Source organism: Paenibacillus sp. J31R120 (assembly GCF_056269225.1).
Genome location: NZ_JBWDNN010000006.1, coordinates 1 through 22063, shown reverse-complemented (window position 1 = coordinate 22063; position 22063 = coordinate 1). Strand labels below are relative to the sequence as shown.

At 46.0% G+C, this 22063-nt stretch carries 12 protein-coding genes, 16 tRNA genes and 1 pseudogene; all 29 read right to left on the bottom strand.

All coding sequences use genetic code 11. The features are described 5' to 3' along the window. Nucleotides 1-5 precede the first annotated feature (5 nt). The 29 genes and pseudogenes from AC0YNW_RS20775 to AC0YNW_RS20635 all read right to left on the bottom strand — a co-directional run bounded on the left by AC0YNW_RS20775 (nucleotide 6) and on the right by AC0YNW_RS20635 (nucleotide 21884). Nucleotides 6-2423 (bottom strand): beta-glucosidase, encoded by a 2418-nt coding sequence (locus AC0YNW_RS20775; RefSeq protein WP_475833741.1) that lies wholly within the window; start codon nucleotides 2421-2423, stop codon nucleotides 6-8. A gap of 148 nt (nucleotides 2424-2571) precedes the next feature. Continuing rightward, entirely contained in the window at nucleotides 2572-5460 is a 2889-nt protein-coding gene (locus AC0YNW_RS20770; protein WP_475833577.1) for a glycoside hydrolase family 3 protein, read from the bottom strand. A 294-nt stretch (nucleotides 5461-5754) separates the two neighbouring features. After that, nucleotides 5755-7077, bottom strand: a complete 1323-nt coding sequence (locus tag AC0YNW_RS20765; protein ID WP_475833576.1) for an ATP-binding protein — start codon at nucleotides 7075-7077, stop codon at nucleotides 5755-5757. Continuing rightward, the gene (locus AC0YNW_RS20760) at nucleotides 7074-7784 is read right to left on the bottom strand and encodes a LytR/AlgR family response regulator transcription factor (protein ID WP_475833575.1); all 711 of its coding nucleotides are present in this window, start codon (nucleotides 7782-7784) and stop codon (nucleotides 7074-7076) included. The genes AC0YNW_RS20765 and AC0YNW_RS20760 overlap by 4 nt, the downstream gene beginning before the upstream one ends. A 565-nt stretch (nucleotides 7785-8349) precedes the next feature. Continuing rightward, nucleotides 8350-8799 carry an SHOCT domain-containing protein gene (locus AC0YNW_RS20755; RefSeq protein ID WP_387476891.1) on the bottom strand — a complete coding sequence of 150 codons (450 nt, stop codon included), beginning with the start codon at nucleotides 8797-8799 and terminating at the stop codon, nucleotides 8350-8352. 942 nt (nucleotides 8800-9741) lie between these two features. Further along, nucleotides 9742-11466 (bottom strand): ABC transporter ATP-binding protein, encoded by a 1725-nt coding sequence (locus AC0YNW_RS20750; RefSeq protein ID WP_475833574.1) that lies wholly within the window; start codon nucleotides 11464-11466, stop codon nucleotides 9742-9744. Then, on the bottom strand, nucleotides 11463-12320 hold the full coding sequence (locus tag AC0YNW_RS20745) for an ABC transporter ATP-binding protein (RefSeq protein WP_475833573.1): 858 nt from the start codon (nucleotides 12318-12320) through the stop codon (nucleotides 11463-11465). The genes AC0YNW_RS20750 and AC0YNW_RS20745 overlap by 4 nt, the downstream gene beginning before the upstream one ends. Nucleotides 12321-12329: 9 nt before the next feature. Continuing rightward, nucleotides 12330-13343 carry a FecCD family ABC transporter permease gene (locus AC0YNW_RS20740; RefSeq protein WP_475833572.1) on the bottom strand — a complete coding sequence of 338 codons (1014 nt, stop codon included), beginning with the start codon at nucleotides 13341-13343 and terminating at the stop codon, nucleotides 12330-12332. Beyond that, nucleotides 13340-14365 carry a FecCD family ABC transporter permease gene (locus AC0YNW_RS20735; protein ID WP_475833571.1) on the bottom strand — a complete coding sequence of 342 codons (1026 nt, stop codon included), beginning with the start codon at nucleotides 14363-14365 and terminating at the stop codon, nucleotides 13340-13342. Before AC0YNW_RS20735 ends, AC0YNW_RS20740 begins: the two co-directional genes overlap by 4 nt. A gap of 25 nt (nucleotides 14366-14390) precedes the next feature. Further along, nucleotides 14391-16358, bottom strand: coding sequence for a helix-turn-helix domain-containing protein (locus AC0YNW_RS20730; protein ID WP_475833570.1), 1968 nt, complete (start codon nucleotides 16356-16358; stop codon nucleotides 14391-14393). A gap of 274 nt (nucleotides 16359-16632) precedes the next feature. Continuing rightward, the gene (locus AC0YNW_RS20725; RefSeq protein WP_475833569.1) at nucleotides 16633-18240 is read right to left on the bottom strand and encodes a helix-turn-helix domain-containing protein; all 1608 of its coding nucleotides are present in this window, start codon (nucleotides 18238-18240) and stop codon (nucleotides 16633-16635) included. Nucleotides 18241-18262: 22 nt separating this feature from the next. Continuing rightward, a complete protein-coding gene (locus AC0YNW_RS20720) occupies nucleotides 18263-19237 on the bottom strand; it encodes an ABC transporter substrate-binding protein (RefSeq protein WP_475833568.1) in 975 nt (324 codons plus the stop codon). Between the two features lie 332 nt (nucleotides 19238-19569). Beyond that, nucleotides 19570-19724 (bottom strand): annotated as a pseudogene (locus AC0YNW_RS20715) (IS256 family transposase); the annotation flags it as partial. A gap of 638 nt (nucleotides 19725-20362) precedes the next feature. After that, nucleotides 20363-20444 (bottom strand) — tRNA-Leu (locus AC0YNW_RS20710). Nucleotides 20445-20479: 35 nt separating this feature from the next. Further along, nucleotides 20480-20556 (bottom strand) — tRNA-Arg (locus AC0YNW_RS20705). Between the two features lie 14 nt (nucleotides 20557-20570). Then, nucleotides 20571-20644 (bottom strand) — tRNA-Cys (locus tag AC0YNW_RS20700). 8 nt (nucleotides 20645-20652) lie between these two features. Continuing rightward, nucleotides 20653-20727: transfer RNA gene (locus AC0YNW_RS20695), tRNA-Gly, on the bottom strand. A gap of 6 nt (nucleotides 20728-20733) precedes the next feature. Next, nucleotides 20734-20808: transfer RNA gene (locus AC0YNW_RS20690), tRNA-Gln, on the bottom strand. A gap of 31 nt (nucleotides 20809-20839) precedes the next feature. Beyond that, nucleotides 20840-20915: transfer RNA gene (locus AC0YNW_RS20685), tRNA-His, on the bottom strand. Nucleotides 20916-20935: 20 nt separating this feature from the next. Further along, nucleotides 20936-21009, bottom strand: a tRNA-Trp gene (locus tag AC0YNW_RS20680). A 7-nt stretch (nucleotides 21010-21016) separates the two neighbouring features. Continuing rightward, nucleotides 21017-21100 (bottom strand) — tRNA-Tyr (locus AC0YNW_RS20675). Nucleotides 21101-21103: 3 nt separating this feature from the next. Continuing rightward, a tRNA-Thr gene (locus tag AC0YNW_RS20670) sits at nucleotides 21104-21179 on the bottom strand. A 19-nt stretch (nucleotides 21180-21198) separates the two neighbouring features. Further along, a tRNA-Phe gene (locus AC0YNW_RS20665) sits at nucleotides 21199-21274 on the bottom strand. Nucleotides 21275-21288: 14 nt separating this feature from the next. Next, nucleotides 21289-21365, bottom strand: a tRNA-Asp gene (locus AC0YNW_RS20660). A gap of 35 nt (nucleotides 21366-21400) precedes the next feature. Next, nucleotides 21401-21477 (bottom strand) — tRNA-Met (locus AC0YNW_RS20655). Between the two features lie 16 nt (nucleotides 21478-21493). Then, nucleotides 21494-21569 (bottom strand) — tRNA-Val (locus AC0YNW_RS20650). A 66-nt stretch (nucleotides 21570-21635) separates the two neighbouring features. Continuing rightward, nucleotides 21636-21710 (bottom strand) — tRNA-Glu (locus AC0YNW_RS20645). 4 nt (nucleotides 21711-21714) lie between these two features. After that, nucleotides 21715-21805: transfer RNA gene (locus AC0YNW_RS20640), tRNA-Ser, on the bottom strand. Nucleotides 21806-21808: 3 nt separating this feature from the next. After that, a tRNA-Asn gene (locus AC0YNW_RS20635) sits at nucleotides 21809-21884 on the bottom strand. Nucleotides 21885-22063: the final 179 nt, after the last annotated feature.

The following is a 22063-nucleotide window of genomic DNA, read 5'->3' as shown; positions in this document are numbered from 1 at the left end:
ACGACTCAAGCCTCCTTCCCCGTCTGCTGCAGGTTTTGGTTCGTCTTTGAGAGCTTTGCCTTCTTCCTCTTCTCCCGCATGACATGACGCAGGCCTCTAATAAACTGACCATTGACCATCATCAGAATGCCGTCCAGCATACGCATATTGATGACGCCGCCAGTCATTCTCGCGACACCTCGAAAGGGCATATGATAGACCGACATGATGATCAGATTGGCAGTGCTTCTTTTCCCTATTTTCTTAAGAAACCAATGCGAGAAATGGATGAGCTTAAAAGCAAATCTTGCCGCTATTCCCCTCGCATACTGGCACTGGGCAATCGTATCATTATAGCCAAGTGGCTGTGTTCGATCCCATTTGGCTTCCGGCACCTTAACCCCTAGCAAATTTTCAAATTCCTCTTGGCTTACATCATTTGCTTTGCCGGAATAATAGGATGGTAGTTTCGTTTTATCGTACGGAAGAGGGGCTCCCGTACCTTCTATGCTAACGACATCTCTCAATCGGATATCAGCACTTGATGCGCCGATCATAATATTATAATCAGCAGCCTCAACTTCCCAACGATTGCTCTTTATATTAAAGTAACGGAAGGTTTTATCATCAAAAGGGATGTAGACAGTCTTGGTCTCACCTGGATTAATGGGAATCTTAACAAATCCTTTTAATTCTTTTTTGGGCCTAAAGATATCTTTGGATCTGCACCTCACATAGAGCTGAGCGATCTCCATTCCCGGCCTGTCCCCGCTATTCGTAATGTTAAAGGTTACGCCCTCCTTATTGACCTCCATTCCGGAATACTCATAGGTGGTGTAACTAAGTCCGAACCCGAACGGGAATCGTACATCTACTTCATTTGTATCGAAATAACGATAGCCTATATACAATCCTTCCCGGTACTCTACGCTGTTTTCTTTGCCGGGAAATTGATGAAAAGAAGGTGTATCCTCATAGTTAAGCGGGTAGGTTTCCGCCAGCTTCCCGGAAGGATTTACATGGCCCGTCAATACCCTTAATATTGCTTTTGCTCCTGCTTGTCCTGCCAGATAGCCGTGTACCAGCCCTTTTACCTTCTGAATCCATGGCATTTCCACAGCCGCCCCGCAAGAAAGAACCGCGACAATATTGGGATTCACTTGATACAAAGCTTCTATAAGCTCAATCTGGTTCTGTGGAAGCCTCATATCCTGCCGGTCTAATCCTTCAGCTTCGGTTGCTTCGTCCAAACCTATATATAGGAGAACGGTGTCAGCTTCTTTGGCAAGCGCACACGCTCTGTCGATTTTTTTACGATTCTTTTTGCCGTACCGTTCGAATCCCGCTTCAAACCCGATACTGACGAGCCCCGATTCCTTTAGACCATTTAATGTATTGTCCAATATGGCAGGGTTTACGATGGAGGATCCTGCTCCTTGGTATCGTGGTTCTCTAGCAAATTCTCCAATAATGGCAACCTTGTTCGGTGTCAGCGGTAATATATTTCCTTCATTCTTAAGCAATACAATGGATTCTTCAGCGGCCTCCTGCGCGGCCTTGTGATGCTCTCGCATGTCTGTCCCTTTAGGAGGGCTTTGGAATGCTGCCTCTGTTGTAAAAATAAGCTCCAGCAATCTGTCTACGCACTCATCTAACACTTCTTCTTTTAGTCTTCCGCTTTTGATCGCTTGAATAATTTCCTCATTGGTCTCACCGTTAGTAGTCGGCATTTCAAGTTCATTACCGGCAAGCAGTCCTGCTACACGCTCATTGCTTCCGCCCCAGTCCGTGACGACAACACCGTCGAAATTCCATTCACTCCGCAAAATCTCCCTCATGAGATGCAAGCTTTCATTCGTATAGTAACCATTCAACCTATTGTAAGCAGACATGACCGTTTTGCTTTCGCCTTCTTTTATAGCTATTTCAAAGGCTGTTAAGTAGATTTCTCTTAATGTTCTTTCATCGACTACGGTATCGATGACCATCCGTCTTTCTTCCTGATTATTGACAGCAAAATGCTTCACACAGGCAGCAATCCCATGAGATTGAATACCTCGAATGTAGCCGGCGGCCATTTTACCAGCAAGATAAGGATCTTCGCTAAAATACTCGAAATTTCTTCCCGCTAAAGGATTGCGCTTCATATTAATTCCTGGTCCCAGCAAGACATTCACTTTTTGCGATACAGCCTCTGCACCGAGATACTGTCCGATTCTCTCACCCAATTCTATATTCCAGCTATTGGCCACTGTTGCAGCTGTCGGAAAACAAGTGGCTGGAATACTTTCATTCAGTCCAAGATGATCTGCGGCGGCGGCTTGCTTCCTGATGCCATGCGGCCCATCGGCGAGAAAAATGCTTGGAATGCCCAGCCGTTCGATATTTTTGGTTTGCCAGAAGTCTTTTCCTGACATTAAAGAGGCCTTCTCCTCCAACGTCATCTTTTGTATGATTTCTCCGTATTTCATCGTTTCAGTTTCACTCCATAGGTTTAGGAATAGAGCAGTCCGAGTCTATAACAGACTGTTAGACTGCTCTATTACCCTTTTTATATTCATGTTGTTTCTGCTAGCAATCCTGGTCTGACCGTTACACTAGGACATCTTCTGTCTTTTGTGATTCAATCATTTTGTTGGAGATTCTCCGGTACTTTCTGAAAGTCAGCAGCTCCATAAGGATGAAGATGCATGCTGCCACAATATTTATAATAATCGCAGCCACTTTCCATGCAGGCATACCCTGAGCAAGGGCATTCTCACTATAGGCACGGCTGTTGACTACCGTGTATAGAATGTTTTTAGAAGCCTGACGCATGGCCAGCACAGAAGTAGCGCTTTCCGTATCATCAACCACATTTCCGCCATTCTCATACGGAATCAGCGAGAAATCTCCGCCATTCCGAATAAACAGGTCTGCATCCATATAACCAAACCCTACAAAGTAATCCGTTATGACCATGCCTCTGAATCCCCATTCATCACGCAGAACCGTGTTCAGCAGAGCGCTCGAAGCTCCCGCCCATTCTGAACCGATATAGTTATAAGCCGACATGATGGCTGTTGACTTTCCTTCTTTTACGGCCATTTCAAAAGGCTTTAGATAAATCTCGCGTATAGCCTGCTCATTAGACCATGTTGTGAGCATGCTAAATCGATTAATTTCCTGATCATTAAGCGCAAAATGCTTGAGGTACGTATACACGCCATATTTACTTGCACCTTTTACAGCATTAGCTGCCATTTTTCCAGAAAGGAATCCGTCCTCGGAATAATATTCAAAGTTGCGTCCTGCAAAGGCCGACCGATGCATGTTCATTGCGGGTGCATACCATCCGGATACGCCCATATCCTCTGCCATTTCTCCTATGCTTTCCCCAAAGGCCATCGCCATGTCTTCATTCCAGCTGTTCGACATTAAGACAGCGGAAGGAAATCCAATTGAACCGATGCCTGTAAAATTGTTATTGATGGAAGCAGGTCCATCCAGGTCAGTCGTAGCGACCTTTCCTACCGATTTTGCCGCTGATGTTTGATACCCTCCGTATGCGATGAGCGATACCATTTCATTGATCGTCAACTGATCCAACAAAGGCTCCCACGCTTCATCGTCATAGGACAGCCCTCTCATTTCAACCAGCTTCACCCCATTATCGGCCCCAGTGACAGGCATAACATCGGCGTCATTATTGTAATCAGCCGGGTTATAGTTGGTATCATTCTTGAAATTCGCCTTTGCATCTTCACTCATGTTCATGGATACAGGAGCTGCGATTGCCTCCTTATAATTCGCAAAACCATCTTGACGAGATAAATAAGCAATATCTCCTTCAGCAAAGTCGAACTGATTAACGGCTGCGACATGATCGCTGCTTCGCTTGTTGTCTTCCCCATAAACAATAGTCTCATCTATAGTTAAGGTCTGTTCATCTATGATGGTATGCGAGTCGGATCTTAGAGAAATGCGATAATCCCCCTTCTCCAATACCCATGCCCCTGCACCATACGTATCATAGGAAGCGATATCTTCCTTTTTGAAAGACAGTGAGATGTTCTGGGAAGCTCCCGCTTCCAGTAAATCCGTTTTATCAAAGGCAACCAGATTGACTGCCGCCTTTTCAATCCCCCCATTGGTATATGGCGGTGTATAATAAAGCTCCACGACTTCCTTGCCTGCTGCGGTACCCGTATTGGTAACCGTCACTTCTACCGTAACATTGCCTTGCCCATCTTCTTGCATGCCGCGCATTTCCTGTTTGAACGTTGTATAGGACTTGCCATAGCCGAACGGGTACAGCACCGTATGGTCATAATCAATTAACCCTTCTTCAGCAGCCGTTTCGTAGAAACGGTACCCCACATAGATGCCTTCCACATAATTCACAAAGGTTGGGAGACCGCTTGTATATTTCGACTCCAGTTTAAACTCATCTGCATTTTTGAATTCAAAATGCCCAATGTTTTGATAGGTAGGGGTCGAAGTCAAGTCATAAACAAACGTATCCGAAGTTTTCCCAGACGGATTGACAACGCCGCTTATAACCTTACCCAGAGCATTGAATCCGGTTTGGCCTGCTCCTGGTGTCCAGAGTATACTCTTGATTTGCTTGTACTCCTCGGTGAAGCCAAGCTCAAACGCATTCGCTCCGTTATAAACGACGACAACCTTGTCAAAGTTGGATGTGACCAAATCAATCAGGTTGCGTTCGCTTCTGCTTAGCTCCAGATAATGTTCCCCATCCTCAAAATCACCGTAGGAATCAGAATTATTGTGGTACGTAATTTTGCTCATATCTGTAGGGATATCCGCGCCTTCTCCTCCTATGCGAGAAACCACTACTACCGCTGTATCAGAAAACGCCTTCGCCTTATTTATCATTTCAGCCGAGTAATTCGCTACAGGCGGTTCCGGTAAGGTCCAATCCTGCTCAAACATACCTACTACCGGACGTTTATCTCTATACCCGGTATAAAATTCGGTAAGCTCTGTGTTGAGATTAAATCCTGCACTCATTAGACCGTCGAGCAAAGATACGGTAGGATGCACGCCAGAAAGCGCTCCTGATCCCGTGCCTCCGTAGACAGGATTGGTAGATGACCATCCGAACACATTAATATTTGAACCGCTTTCAAGCGGCAGCAGACTATTCTCATTGGCAAGCAAGACAATACCCTCTGCTGCAATTTCTTCACTCAGCGCTTCCGCTCGTGCTCCTGCTTCTTCGCTAATTGTGCCTCTGCCACTGGCCAGGGTAAGCATGGTGGACATAGGACCAAAACAGACCAAATTCGCAATCGTTACAAATGCAACGAATACCGCGATGCCCGACTGACTTCGCACCATATATTTTTTATGCTTTGAGAGTTTTTTTACGGCTATTATCAGGATAAGAGCAATAAGCAGTATAATGCCAAACCCAATCAAGTACCACTTCATAAGATTTAAGATATTGATTACGTCTTGAATGTTAATCTCCAACATTCGAAATTCCTCCCTAGTTTCATGTGAGCTGCAGTAGATGTATCTCTGTCTTGTGAAACTCCCCCTGGCCATCACCACACTTTGATGAAATAAAAAAGCGCACTCCCCACTTCTAGCCTCTTATCCTAATTCCAAGCTATCTTAGCATACGAATAAAGTTGTCCAGCCCTTCTTGCACAAACGGTACGTATTCCTTCATAAACTGCTTTTCATCCCCTAAAAAATGGTTTGGATTAACGAGAGACAATAAATAAGGCCCGGGTCTGCTATTTAGCATACCCAAGCCCATTCAACTCATTTCTCTTCCTTGCTATTCAATAACGGCATCAGAATCTGCAGCTCAAACCAATTATCTTTCTGAGTCACATGTACGACTCCGCCATACTTCTGTACCGCATATCGAATACTCTTGAGCCCATAACCATGATGGTATGCATCCTGTTTGGTCGAAGCCGGTAACCCCTCTTCTAACTGAAGCTCGCCTTCATAATAATTTTCAAAGCGAATCATCATAAAACCTTTCTGGGCAAATAGGGAAACGTGTATTAATCTTTTCTCTTCATCTTCTATTTGTTGCTCATATTCGATTGCGTTGTCCAAAGCATTGCCGAAGATGGTACAGATATCGATCACATCCATACCGCTTAGCAAAGAACCGTCCGCTACACATGTGAACGTAATTCCGTACTTCATGCCATACATATGTTTACTTGCAAGCAACGTATCCAGCACATGGTGGCCTGTCCTATTCTGTGCTTCATAATGTTTGATTTCATTTTCTATCTGCGTCAAATATGCATTTCGCTTATCTGGATCTTCTTCCGCTCGAAGCGCAATGATCTGATTTTTCAAATCGTGGTACTTATAATTAATCATTTCTATACTTTCTTTGGATTGCTGGTACTGTATATATTGATTTTGAAGAATGTATTGCACGGCCTTTAATTCATGACTTATCCTTAATTCCTTAAGCAGGATATGGTAAGCAAACAGGATTGTGAATCCGCCTAGATCAACTAATGTTCGGATATTGATAATTTCCTTGGTATATTGCCCGCTGAAAGGCGTATGCGCGGTAACAAAGCTTAGATTGCTAATACCGAAAACCGCCGCTCCTATCAAAACCGTTGACCATAATTCACGGTGCCGAATATTTAATTTTCCTTCAACCAGTATGTGGCGTCTTTCAAGCAGCCAATACAGCAAAAAGGAAATGCCATACACGGATACTAATAGGAGCAGCTCTACTACCAAGTCACTATTCCTCTCGTTCATAAAAAAGAAATTCACTTGCCACTCCAACGATGCAATTAACTCCGCTGCAACAAATGCCCTTACGGTATAATAGCCTGCTTCAAGAGCAGTTACAGCACAGCAGGTATAAATATGTATAAATATCAATCCAATTGCTATGATCATACACGGAATCCAAAATACTAGCGGCAAATCTTTGGTTGTTACCAAAAAAACGGACTGTACAACCAGCGCAGCACCGCTAAAGGCAACGAGCTTCCAGCCAGACAGCCTTCTTTTTAAAACTAAGATAAATACGATGCAGGCCAACCACTCCGCTAATGCCGTATAAAGTCTCGGTATATCCGGGAGAATATCATTCATTTCATGACCTCACCCCAATACTGGGATAACGCTTCCATAAAAGTCTTTCGCTTTCTGCGGCTTATAAACAGCTTTTCTCCATTGACCAGAACATAATTATCGTATATTCCTTCTACATGCTCCAGATTAATCAAAAATCCCTTATGCCCGCGAAAGAAATGATAGTCAGCTAATTGAATCTCCAGCTCCTTCACTGTGCCGGTTGCTATAAATTCTCCTTTATTCGTACGAAAAATAAGATCATGGCCTTGGCTTTCCACATAGTACACATCAGAAATTTTCAGACGCGTCACTCCGCTTTTTGCCCGTATCGTAATATAACGTACTTCTCTTCTCTTCATTCTTTCGATCGCTCGCTTCAAACGCTGGGAAAAGGAAAAATAGTTTACGGGTTTCAAAATATAATCTAACGCATCCACCTCATAACCTTTGATCGCATATTGCGCCATATTTGTTATAAAAACAATAATGACTTCGGAATCCAATTTCCGAATTTCTTCTGCGGCAGACATCCCGTTCATAAAACGCATTTGTACATCCATTAGAATCATATCAAATTGCGCTTTATAATTTTCAACGATTTCGTCGCCATCCGAGTATATCTCTATGTCCATGGCTTCGCCAATTTCTTTCTCAAGCCTTTTAAGATATTCGGTCAATTTGGTTTGGTAGATACTCTCGTCTTCAACAATTGCTACTCGTATCAATCATTAGGCCTCCTCAGGTAATTTCTCCTCGCTAGTTCATCTTTGATATCCTGAGCTCTCTTAAACTCAGTATAGAGGTATTAACCGCAAAGGCATAGTGGATAAGCAGGTGCTTGCCGTGCGACTTAGAGCAATGCTTCATGCTATACAGGACGAACAAGCATCTGAAAGAGCATGTGAAGCAACCGGTCACCTATTAACATTTTAAAAATATCCCTATTGTATTCTTGTTATGCCAGAACTCCGCATCTAGCGAATGTTCCTCAAATCATTTTAGGACATTTAAGATCCAGTAAATTATAACATGCACCAACTCGTTCATCATCGAGGAAGTTAATGAACTGCTGAGCTCGTTAAGGGAGGAGCGAGCTTGCCATTGTGAAGTAAGCAGGATGAAATGATCAGCAATAGATTTACGATGAGCGGAGCCCTCACCATATAAAAAAAGCTCATTAGAGTATATCTCTAATGAACTATCTTTGGTATTCTCTTCCCTTCATCCTTATGTACGCAAACGATTATCACGCTTTACTCGACTTGTCTGTTTTTGCCTAACATAGACTCCTTACAATCCTAATAATTGCTTTTTCTTTGCATCAAATTCTTCTTGGGTGATAATATCAGATTCTAGTAGTTCTTTGTATTTCTTTATTTCGTCAGCCGTGGAAAGCGAAGTAACACCATTCGGCTTTGAATGGACAATAGCCATTTGCTTTTCGACAAGTGCTTTGAACTCAGAAGCTTTTTTTCCACCAAATGGTGAAATAAGAAGAGCATTCTCATCTCTTACGCTTTTGAATGCATTTTTCATTTCAGAACTGCCCGTACTAAAATGAATAACCCCGGAACCAGAAATCACAGAGGCTTTTCTTACGGTTACCCCGCTAAGATGCTGTAAAAAAATTGTTTTATCACCATGATTACCAATAAGTTTAGATCCTTGAATAACTACCCTGTCTTCGTAAAGAAATGCTACTCCCGATGAACCCTTAAATTTTGCGATTGGTTTATTCATTCGTATCTCTCCTTATTTTATAATTGTATTTCCAAGTCATCCACCGCACAGAACTGGGCATAGTTTGCTCCATATTTGAACCCTTATTTATCCTTATGTAATTCTGCTAGCATTAGATATTAAAGAGCTCTTCTTCTCATTTTTGGTTTTTAAGAGCAAAAACACATAGAACAATAATTTACTACTGTTTAATGGATTTCCTTTATAAGGAATTAGACTTCTATAATGCTTACATACCACCGTTGGTTTTTTGCTGCAAGCAGCGTATACACATACTTTACCAATGTTCTGCATGTTTTTCAATTGTAATTTATAAACACTAAAATATTCATACAATCAATTTGATATATAAGTTTTTATATCCTATGAGTTTCATTTTTTAGGCATAGCTTTACCCTTATTCACATTTAAAACTCTTACACAACATGTTCTTGATAAACCCATAAAAAAGCATAGGCCGGAAATAAAAACTATTTATTATGAGAAAATGCCCAATAGAGAACATCTCTAATGAACTATCGGTACCGGTGGGAGACTCGAACCTCCACGGGTCTCCCTGTTCGATTTTGAGTCGCATCGGCAATTCGGAAACGAGTGGAATCCAGGTCAAATAAGACAAATTAAAAACCCGTGCAAAGCCTTGTAAAATCAAGGTTTTGTGCGGGTTTTCATGTTTTTATCAAGTCCCGTAAGGGCTCGCGGCAATAACCTATAAGAAGCCATGTTTAGACGGAGCGACGCTCCAGGAAGGGTAATAACTATGTATAAGACGACCGTCATCACCATTGCAAACCAAAAAGGAGGAACAACAAAACCTCTACTGCCTACAATCTAGCTTTCGCTTTATTTAATGAAGGAAAAAAAGTGCTGCTTGTCTATTTCGATTCTCAAGGCAATCTGTCACAATCGTTAGATTATATCATTCAGTCCTCTTCGTTACGGTCAAGAGGCTTGCGTCGCATACAATCGTGCATAAATGCCGCCGCTGCGCAGCAGTTCCTCATGCGTACCCCTCTCGGCAATCTCTGTCCCCTCCAGCACGACGATCTGGTCGGCATGACGGATGGTCGATAGCCGATGAGCAATCACCAGTGTTGTGCGATCCTTAGATATGTCGTCGAGGGCCTGCTGGATCTCTTGCTCCGTCTTGGTATCCAGCGCCGATGTCGCTTCATCCAGAATGAGGATCGGTGCATTGCGCAAAATTGCCCGTGCTATCGAGAGCCGCTGTTTCTGCCCTCCGGACAGACGCACACCCCGTTCACCAATCACCGTATCGTAGCCTTGCTCCATCTGTGCTATAAAATCATGCGCTTTAGCCGCTTTCGCTGCAGCGATCACATCTTGCGAGGTCGCATCCTTCCAGCCATAAGCGATATTGTCATACACCGAGCCATCAAACAGGAAGGTATCCTGCAGCACCATCGAGATATTGTCACGCAGGCTGGAGATTGTCACATCACGAATATCGATGCCATCCACTCGAATCGAACCGGCCTGCGGGTCGTAGAATCGGTTAACGAGACTGGCCCATGTCGTCTTTCCTACGCCGGTTGTGCCTACAAGCGCCACCGTCTTTCCAGGTTCAATGGTCAGGTTCAGTCCCTCTAGTACAGGCGTACCATCTTGATAAGCGAATGTGACATCTTGAAAGGAGATCTGTCCTTGTACACGCGGCAAACGGACTGCGTTTCGCTTCTCCTGTACGTCCTCCTCTTCTTCCAGCACCTCATATACCCGTTTAAGACCAGCGGAGGCTCGACCGGCCATTTCCACCAAGCCGGAAAAGGACTTTACCGGTTGATAAAACATACCCAGGTAGGCGATGAATCCGATGATATCAGCAATGCTTACCTCGTTAGTTGCCATCAATCTGCCGCCCAGTATCACGACAAGCACGGTACCCAGCGCGGTCACAAATGCCAACAACGGCACAGAGGTTTCATAGAACAGACTGGCGCGCAAATAGGTCTTCGTATGTTTCACAGCCAGACGAGAAATGTTGCCCCGCTCCTCCTCCTGCCGATTGAAAATTTGGATTTCTTTCATGCCCGACAAGTTTTCCTGCACCTTGCCAGCGATTTCTCCCCGCGCCTTGGAATTCTCTCCCCACAGCGGCGACAAGCGCTTGCTTTGCCACACCGTGATCGCAAGCAGCAACGGAATCGTGATCAGGCTGATCAGTGCCAGCTTTACATTGATCGTCAAGAGCAGGATGCCTACTCCGATAAAGGTCAGTCCGTTGATGATAAATTCAGGAATGGCATGGGCAATGAAAATTTCCGCTTCCATCGCATCATTTACAACGCGCCCTGTCAAGTCACCCGTCCGGTTTCGATGGAAATAGCGCAAGCTCATCTGCTGATATTTACTATACAATCTTGTTCGTAAATCCGCCACATAGTGAAGTGCGGCGTAGTGGTTCATATAGCCTGAAAGTGATGTTCCGATGGCCTGCAGACAGGTGGCTCCAAGCAGCAACAAACCAATCTTCAGCGCTTCTGCGGCAAACTGACTGCTGCCTTCGGTCGCTAATTGTGTCAGCGAGCGGAGCGCCCAGGGCAAATAAAACCCGGCAATCGTGGCTATCAAGATACCGGCAAATCCAATGCCTAGCTGCAACCAATATTTCCGTGCGCCCAGCAGGACACGCCATGCGGTTTTCATGTGGCAACCGCCTCCTTCTGTTCCTTAGCTTTTAGGAATCCTTGATCCGCTCCTTGTTCTCTGCGCTTATCACGCAATATCTCATACGTCACATACACCGGTCGCCCCGTTCGCGGTTCCAGCATAATCTCGGCATCAATGGCAAACACCTCACGCAGCGTCCGTACTGTCATTACTTGCTCTGCCGAGCCATGCTCCATCACCTGGCCCTCACGAATTGCTACCATATAGTCGGAGAAGCGCGCTGCCAGATTCAGGTCATGCAGCACCATCACAATCGTCACCTGCTGACTGCGATTCAGTTCATAGAGCAGCTCCAGCACTTCAAGCTGATGCGCCAGGTCCAGATAGGTGGTGGGTTCATCCAGCAGGATCAGATCGGTCTGCTGAGCGAGCGCCATCGCAATCCATACGCGCTGACGTTGGCCGCCAGAGAGCGTATCGACCTCCCGATGCTCAAACGCTGTAAGCTGTGTAACCGATAGGGCCCAGGCGACTATTTGTTTATCCTCTTTGGAGAGCTTGCCGAAGCCCCGTTGATGAGGGAAACGCCCATAGGAGACTAATTGACTGACCGTCAAACCGCTCGGTGCAGTCGGCGTCTGCGGCAGAATCGCCATCTGCTTAGCCACTTCCTTAGTGGGCAGTGTGCGGATATCGGCACCATTCAGATAAACCGTGCCATTCTTCGTATTGAGCAGCCGGCCGACTGCCTTTAGTACGGTTGATTTGCCGCATCCATTGGGACCAATAATCGAGGTAATCTGTCCACGCGGAATCTGCAAATCCAGTTCTTTTACGATAAGTGTGTCATTATAGGCAATATCGATTTGCTGCGCTGTAATACTTTCCATGACGTCCTCCTATTTGGCCTTCGCTAGTAAATAAAGAAAGTACGGGACACTGATGACCGTAATGACGATTCCCGTCGGCACATCTCCCGCCAGGCTAACCGTGCGCGTAATCGTGTCAGCCAGCACCACGACTAATCCCCCGCATAGGCTTGCAGCCGGAACGAGCAATTTGTGATCGGGCCCGACGAGTTTTCTAGCCATATGCGGAGCGATCAAGCCAACAAAGAAGAAGCTTCCGCCCACGGCAACACTGCCAGAGGATAAAGCAACAGCAGCGATCGATAACCCCAAAAACTGCCTCTTCACGGCAAGACCCAGACCTTCTGCCGTCTGATTGCCCAGATGGAGGGTGTTCAGCATACGAGCTTTATAGAAAATATAGCCGAGTAAAATCAAGACCCATGGTGCCAGTACGGAAATATAACTCCAATTATCGCCCCATAAGCTCCCCGCCAGCCAGTGCAGCATGAAGTTCATCTGCGAATCATCCAGCTTGAGTGTCAGGAAGGTGGTCAGCGCCCCATACCCGCTTCCGAGCGCGACCCCGGTTAAGATCAAACCGATTGGCGAGATGTCTCGCCCACGGCGATACGATAATAAGAAGATCAATCCCGCCGCCAACAGTCCTCCAACAAAGGCCAGCAGTGGCAGGGCAATAAAGGAGCTCTTTCCTGTCGATGCGATGAATACGACGAAGAACAGGACAAACAATCCCGATCCCGAACTAATCCCCAGTGTCCCCGGACTCGCCATGTCATTGCGCAGCAAACTCTGCATCACGACCCCAGCCGCTCCCATTCCCACTCCTACTAAGATCGACAGTACGATTCGTGGCAGGCGAAAATCGAACACGATCAGATTTTGCTTGTCGGTACCATTTCCCAGGAGAACGTTCAACACTTCTAGCGGTGAAAGATTCATCTTGCCAGAATTCATGCTAATGACAGCAAACATAAGGATGAGCACCATAAGCACTACATTGACGATGATGCCCCGTTGCACCGTATAACGCTGCTTGATCATTCAAATTCCCTCCTTTGTCTGCGAGCCAGGAAGAGAAAGTACGGCACACCAATGATAGAAAATATAATGCCAATCGGTGTTTCGAACGGCTTATTGATCAAGCGGCCTATCAGATCGGCCGATACGGTCAGCAACGCACCATATAGCGCAGCAGCCGGAATAATGTAGCGATAGTCGACACCGACCATATATCGCACAATATGCGGGGTAATCAGACCAACAAAACCGACCGGGCCAACCACGACTACAGCCAATCCAGTCAGCACGAGCACAATAATCGTCGATAACCCCTTGACCAGTCCGCTGCGAATACCGAGTCCGCTTGCCACATCATCCCCCAAACTGAGCAGTGTAACGGAAGGAGATAGCGCCAACGCCAGCAGTACACCACCAACAAATAGCGGAGAGATAATCAGCAATTCCCCCCACTTGGTCCCCGCTGTACTGCCTGCCGTCCAGAATGCCAATGCTCGACCCAGGTTGTAATTGATCGCCAGATACTGACTGAGTGCGCCAAACAGCATAGAGATGGACAGTCCTGCCAGTACCAGCCGCTGAGGCGTCATCCCGCGCTTGCCCAGTGACGCGATGAAGTAGGTCATCCCGGTCGCGAGCGCTGCTCCCAGACAAGCAAACAGCATCATCCCCCCATACGAAGAACCCGGCAGAAAGGCCAGACAGAACGCAATCGCGAATGCTGCCCCAGAGCTGATCCCCATTAGCCCGGAGTCAGCCAGCGGATTGCGCGTTGTCCCCTGCATGATGGCACCGCATACCGCAAGACTGCACCCGACGATCAGATCGGCTACGGTACGCGGAAGACGTAGGGTTTGAATAACTTGATGATCAGTGAGCGTTGGATCAAATCGGAAAATAGCCTCCCATACAGTCGCTAACCTCATGTCGGCGGCGCCGAAGATAATCGACGCCGCCGACATGAGAACCGTTAATCCAAGCCCTACCACCATGTACATGGTGAAGTTTATCGCCCCACGGCGTTTTTGTTCAGGCTTGTTTTTCATCGCCTTTTCCTTTCCGTTAGAACACTTATTTAGCTAATGCCAGCAAGTGATTGACAATATGATCAATCAAGGCACTGGAAGTAATGATATCCGTGGACCAAGATAACGTGTTATCAACCGTTATAATCCGATTATGCTGCACAGCAGGTACCGATTTCCAAATCGGATTATCAACAGGAACTTCCGTATCCCCTAAGGAGAGCACATAATCTCCTATGTAAGCGGCCAAGACCTCCATAGAGACTTCTCCCCAATATTTATCTGCATCAATAATATCAGTTTGAACTTTTGATGGTGCCTTCATTTGAAGTTGATTATAAACGAGTTCGCCAACCGCATGCTTGGCTCCAGCGATGTAGTTACTTTTATCGCTGTATTCTCCCATAGTAACCGTCACGTCTGAAAGACCTGCATTCTGCAAGGCTTGCTTCGCTTCTTCGATTTTTTCGGAATAAGTATTCAAAACAGCCTTAGCCTCTTCCTGCTTGTTCAAAACATTGCCAATAAAATGTATCCGCTCTTCTGTAGTCATATCACCATAAGGGACATAAATGGTAGGCGCAATCTTGGATAAATCTTCATAATTTTCATCGCCCCATGCTAAAATGATCAGATCAGGCTCAAGAGACATGACATCTTCCGGCTCCATAGCTATTTTAGTGGAGGTTGTAATCTGGTTAGCAAAAACAGCCTCTTTCTCGCCCCTTGCCACTCTCGCCACACCTAGAGGAGTTACACCTAGAGCCACCACATCACCAATCAAATAATCAACTATAACACGCTGAGGGTTGTTAGGCACCTCAACATCACCCTTTACTGTGGATATCGTTCTGGTCTGCGAGACTTCTGAAGCTTTCGTCTCCGATGTTTCCGGTTGTGTCGTCTGTTGTGTCTGCGCAGGCACAGGATTCACCGTTCCTCCGTTATTCGCTGGCGTCCCCGACGTACATGCCGACAACAGCAGCATCATGCTCATCGCCGCCGCCAAGATCATTTCTTTACTTCTTACTTGTCCAAACATGCTTGATTCCTCTTCTCTATAAGACTTGACTAGACCCGCTAGTTCCCTCTCATTGTAAAGAAAATGAGAATCATTATCAATACCATCAACCTGCATGGATAGTGCGTTTATTTTCCGATAATCACTTGGCGTCATCTTGCAATACTTCTTAAACATCCGAAACAGGTTTTTCTCATCTGCAAAACCAGATCCTGTTGCGATCTCTTTAATGGTTGCTTCTGTATGCTTCAAGTCATGACAAGCAGCTTCAATCCTTCTCTGAATGAGGTACTCCTGTAAGCTCATCCCTTCCTTCTTTTTGAACAGCCGCGTCAATTGCCCACCGCTGATCCCAAACATATCGGCTATTTCTTGAAACATAACCGGCTCCCTGTAATGTTTATTGAGATATATCTTGGCAGTACAGGCCGGATCTGGCTGGAGATACCGAATCTCACCACGCTCAAACTCTCTGTACACCCCATGAATCAATTGATATAGAAAGCTTTTGGCCTGCAGCTTATCCATCGCCTTGCCGCGGTTCCAGCCATTCATCATCTGTTGAAACCAATCGAGCAGCAATATAGGATTACTTGGCGTATAACCAAACTGTTGAACAAATGGATTCACTTGCTCCAGTAATTGCTTCAGGCTCTTCTTGAAAAAAACAGGTAATTCTGCTTTATAAAACACCATAAAGGTCTTTACAGGCTCCCCTTTAGGCGAAATACTGAGCAAGCTCCCCTTCCCTCCGTGAACTAAACCGAAGCGATCCATTCCAAATATGGTTTCATTCAGTTGAATTTGCGCTTCTCCTCCATATGTATAGATAAGCATGCTGCTAGGCATTTTATATTGCTCCAACGGGTATTGGGACGCTACATTCTGAAAGCGTACATCTATTAATGTAATGATCGAACGTGTCCAAATGCTGGCCATCGTATCGATCATCTCCGGTGTAAATACCTGGCTTGCCTCTGCTTCATCGTGCATGTATCCGCACTCCCTTATCCCACTTTTTTCTATTTTATAAAACATCCATAAATTGATTTTGATTATCAATATCATAATGCATTACGTAAGTATATCATCATTAAGTGACATTGGGGAGCAAATAACGGACGTTATGCTTTTCATCATCTTTAAAGTCTGATTTCAATCGAAGTTATTGTTTATGCTCATTTGGAGTACAAGTCGAAGATATCATCGGCTAATGCTAGGAGTGAGGTTTTGTATCCAAATAAAAAAGGCTCATTAGATATGATATCTAATGAGGCATTTGTTGTTTAGTATGAGATTCCAATGATTGCAATTGCCAATATAAAGAAGTTGCGTCTATGCTGTACCAATCGGGCTCAAGAGAATGAATCTTGTTCTGGGTAATCGCGGGCAAAACGTCCTTGTATGCCATTTTCAGTCGGTTTAACGTTTCGAGTGCAGTCTCATCCTGAACAATGATGAATATAGAATCAGCTGCAAATGCAAGAAACGCCTCGAATTGGACCGGCATGGAGCCCCGCCGCTTATCCTCCGCGCTCCAGTTCTGAAACCAGGATGGCATTTCATAACCAAGCACCTCATAAAATGTTGGGAAGATATTCGGTGCAAATACCCTGATTTCATCCTTCCACATATAAAAGACAGCCGCTGTTTCCCGGGGCCAGTTCTGACTCAATGCTGCGAGCTTTCGGGACACCTCTTCTCTTCTTAATTCATATCGCTCCAGCAACTGCCGTTTCTCCTTCTCCCTGCCTAATATTTGGCTAAGCATATTTAAATGATAAAACGGACCGATACCCTCCCACTCCACGGTAACGGTGGGCGATATTTTGGACAATATATCGATCAGTTCGGCACTCATATAATCGCCTGCCACAATCAGATCCGGCTTCATGGAAGCGATTGTTCCGGCGACCGTCTCGAAAGCGTGATCCAGGGTCTGGACTCCGTTCATATAGTTGCGGAACGGACCTAAGAGACCATTCGTCATGATCCCGAAAGGCTTGATACCCAGCGCAAACAAGTCGCCAGCACATTGCAGTGCAATAATACGCGGGGAATGACGCCAATTCGTCATATATCCCGACGGAGACATGCCCGTCTTTTCTTTGAACCGTTTGCTGTAATAATCGGGATCGGCATAGCCGACTCCCCGTGCAACATCCGTCAGCTTGCCTCCTGAAGAGACAAGCTGACGGACAGATTGGCGAATACGTAACTCAGTCAAGTAATCGACAGGACTCTTGTCCGTCAGCTCAGTAAATATTCTCGTATAGTGCCTGGTGCTGATATTACATGAGCAAGCCAAGTTTTCTATCCGCAGCACGTCTTTGTAATGTTCATGAATATAATCGAGAGTTCCCTCCACAAGTTTCCGTATACTCTTGCGGTGATTGTCGGAAGCATAGTTGTGTTTCAGAACGGCAAGCAGCAAACGCTCAAATCGCACATGCCGCTCGAATTGCTCCAACGGGTCTTCCGTAAGCTGATTTCCCTTCAAATCCTGCAGCTCGACGGCTACCTCCACATCAGGAGGCGCCTCTGCGAAGCCTTCATACGGGAACCGAGCCGTTGGAGCGGATAATGTGCCGATTTCGTTAAAAGCGGCCAGCATCATTTGCAACTGCTCTGCTTCTCCGGCTCGGATTGTGATCAGCGAGAAAGAAGGAGCAATAAAAATCGCTCCTTCTTTCAGCGCATACCATTTGCTATCGAGTGTCAGGCGGCCGTTCCCTCCGTAACAGACGATCAGACAGCACCCCTCAAGCAGCTCGGGATCGCTGGAACTGCCAGCGGCTAAAGAAAAGCTTCTGATTTCTCTCATCCGGTATAGCGGATATTCCATAATTTTGTCTTCAAACCGATCACTTAGCAACGGAAAGCCTCCTTACCTGTCTCTATTCGGTCAGTACTTCGACGGCATTCTGAAGCTGCCATTCCAACAATACCGGTTCAAAGCTGTACCAGTTCGGATCAAGCAAATAAACTTTGCCCTCCTTGAATGCCGGCAATGTTTTCAACACGCTTCTCTGCATCTCCTCTACTAACTCTGCACCAAACGTTTGCTCAGCAATAATGAATATCCGGTCAGCAGCATAATCGGCCACGACCTCACGTGAAATCGTTTCCGATGCAAAGTCTTTGTCCTGACTTAACCGTTCTTTCATCTTCTCCGTCGGCTCGAATCCTATATCGTCAAATAGAGTGGAAATGACCTGTGGAGCCAGCAAGTTGATGGAAGTTCCCCATGCATAAAATACGGAAGCCGTCTCACCGGGCTTGATATGGTCCGAAAGACGATCTTTCGTCTGCTGTACAAGCTCTTGATACGATTCGAGCCAAGCCCGCTCTTCCTCATGCCTGTCTAGCAAGTCTGCAAGCGCCGTTAAGCGATTCATATTGTTCGTCTCCGACCATTTAAGCAGAACGACCGGTGCAATTTTCTCAAATGCCTCCAACTGTTCGGGCGTCAAATAATTTGCTGCAATAATGAGATCCGGCTCAAGCTCAAGCGACTTCTCCAGGCTCGCCGGATATCCGATATCTTCCACGCCGTCCATCAATTCAAGGAATGGAGGATTGAAGAAACGCGGTGCCGTTCCTACCGGTTTAATGCCGAGTGCTGATAAATATCCTGTAAATTCTAAAGAAACAATCCGTTGCGGATGGGTGGGAACCTCTACTTCCCTGCCGGTCGGATCCGTGAACACTTTTGCAGCAGGCTCTGCAGGCTCGGTAATATCGACTGCAGTATTCGTCTTAGCCGGAGCAGATGCGGACTGATTCTGTCCAGTCCCTGTGCATCCGGCAATCCACACCATAAGACTAAGAATAACGCCTAGTTTAACAATAAGATGATCCGTTCGTTTCATGTTCTTCCCCCTAATTAATAACGATTATCATTATCATTATAAATTCTATTCTATCATTTAACAACGGAGTAATCCGACAACATAGCATCCCATTTCATCGTCTTCTGTCCGAAAAGTCCGACGGCTAACATTAATGCTCATCTTGACTACAGTTCAAAGATTTCGTCTTCACAGGTCATGAGCAACACTTTGTAAATCCCAATTATGCAAAAAGCTCCTGAATCGTCACAAGGACAAATTCAAGAGCCTGTTCTTTGTTAAAGTAGTGCGGTCGAGAGGACTCCAACCTCGGTGGGGAGACCGGAGTTTATTTGTAACTCGTTGGAGTGAAGATAGTGCTCATCGAACATTTCGATCAGCTTCTTCTTAACTTCAGTACCGAATCTGGGTGTGACGCATTCTGCATACATTTCGTTTTACTCAATACTTTGTAAATGACCTTCTCAGCCGTATCCATGTTCGTCAAACTATTCATGGACTTGAATCGAAGATGCAAGCCCACTTTTGCCTTTGTAATCGAACGATTTACTTCTGGCTGTAATCAACCAGTGGCAGGTTGAATCGCCATGATCGGTTAGAGAGATTATGATACTTCTGTCTGGCAAGCGTCACTGCATTGGAGGTAGCCCTCTCAGACGAGGGGGAACTTCGATTAACATCGAGGTTATGATGTCGTTTACCAACGGCAGCTTGGAACAGATCTTTCAACAAAGGAGGTTGGGTTCCTTTGAGGACTATCCTCCTCTTTTCTACCGCTCTCGATCCGTTCTACCTCCCCGAGCTTCTTTACATACCTCAATATAGATGAAAGAAAATAAGTCATGGCAGACATTAACTCAGAACCGACTATCATCCCTGATGCTTATGCCCTTCTATTTCTGAATTGTCCGGATGTCGTTATAGTAGTCCGGTATCATGATCTTCGTCATAGCTACGCCATACTGCTTTTAAGCAATGGTGTAAGTATGAAGGAATTTCAGGAGTGATTAGGCCACAGTGATTCCTCCAACACAACTAATATTTACTCTCACCTAGAATTCAGTTCAAAAGTATCTGAGTGGAGTAATAAAAACATAAAAAAAGCTCATTAGATATCATATCTAATGAACCATTTGTTTTTTAGTATGGTGCCGGTGAGAGGACTCGAACCTCCACGGTTTCCCTCACGATTTTGAGTCGCGCGCGTCTGCCATTCCGCCACACCGGCACATGATATAAGATTGCTTTTGTTTAAAAATAAAATGGCGCGGCCTAAGAGATTCGAACTCCTGACCTTTTGATTCGTAGTCAAACGCTCTATCCAGCTGAGCTAAGGCCGCACACTATGGGGTTGTGGAGGCGCCACCCAGACTCGAACTGGGGGTAGAGCTTTTGCAGAGCTCTGCCTTACCACTTGGCTATGGCGCCAAAAAAAATGGAGCGGAAGACGGGAATCGAACCCGCGACCCTCGCCTTGGCAAGGCGATGCTCTACCGCTGAGCCACTTCCGCATGTAATGGCTGGGGATTCAGGGATCGAACCTGAGAATGACGGAGTCAAAGTCCGTTGCCTTACCGCTTGGCTAATCCCCAACAACATATTCAGTTTCAAGTAAGGTGTAAATGGGGCGACCGAGGGGAATTGAACCCCCGAATGTCGGATCCACAAACCGATGCGTTAACCACTTCGCCACGACCGCCATGGAACACCTTATGAAATTGGCAGGGGCAGCAGGAATTGAACCCACACCAAAGGTTTTGGAGACCTTTGTTCTACCTTTAAACTATGCCCCTAGGTAAATGGTGGAGGATGATGGATTTGAACCACCGAACCCGAAGGAAGAGATTTACAGTCTCCCGCGTTTGGCCACTTCGCTAATCCTCCATGTGGTGCCGTCGAGAGGACTTGAACCCCCAACCTACTGATTACAAGTCAGTTGCTCTACCAGTTGAGCTACAACGGCATATTCAATTATTGAAAAATGGTGGCTCGGGACGGAATCGAACCGCCGACACGAGGATTTTCAGTCCTCTGCTCTACCGACTGAGCTACCGAGCCTGATGATGTTATAATGGCGGAGCTGACGGGATTCGAACCCGCGGTCTCCTGCGTGACAGGCAGGCATGTTAGGCCTCTACACCACAGCTCCACATCATATGTACCCGGATGTCTCCGTTGGTAATTTGGTTGCGGGGGCAGGATTTGAACCTGCGGCCTTCGGGTTATGAGCCCGACGAGCTACCGGGCTGCTCCACCCCGCGTCATTAAAAGCAATTATGGTGGAGGATGACGGGATCGAACCGCCGACCCTCTGCTTGTAAGGCAGATGCTCTCCCAGCTGAGCTAATCCTCCATGTTGAGCGACTTTTATATCTTATCACATATCTCTATAAGATTGCAAGTCCTTTTTGAAAAAAGTTGGTGACCCGTAGGGGATTCGAACCCCTGTTACCTCCGTGAAAGGGAGGTGTCTTAACCCCTTGACCAACGGGCCTTACTGGCAGAGAGGAAGGGATTCGAACCCTCGATACGCGATTAACGTATACACGATTTCCAATCGTGCTCCTTCGACCACTCGGACACCTCTCTGTATGGCTCCCCGAACAGGACTCGAACCTGTGACAACTCGATTAACAGTCGAGTGCTCTACCAACTGAGCTATCAGGGAATATGCTGTTTTTCGATGATTATGCTTCCTGAATGGCTTCAGAAAAGACAGAACCATGAACTTCAAGGTTTGCACCTTGAAAACTGGATACGAAAGTAACTGTTGAATCATCCTTAGCAGTAGGATAAGCCCTCGACCGATTAGTATTCGTCAGCTCCACACATTGCTGTGCTTCCACC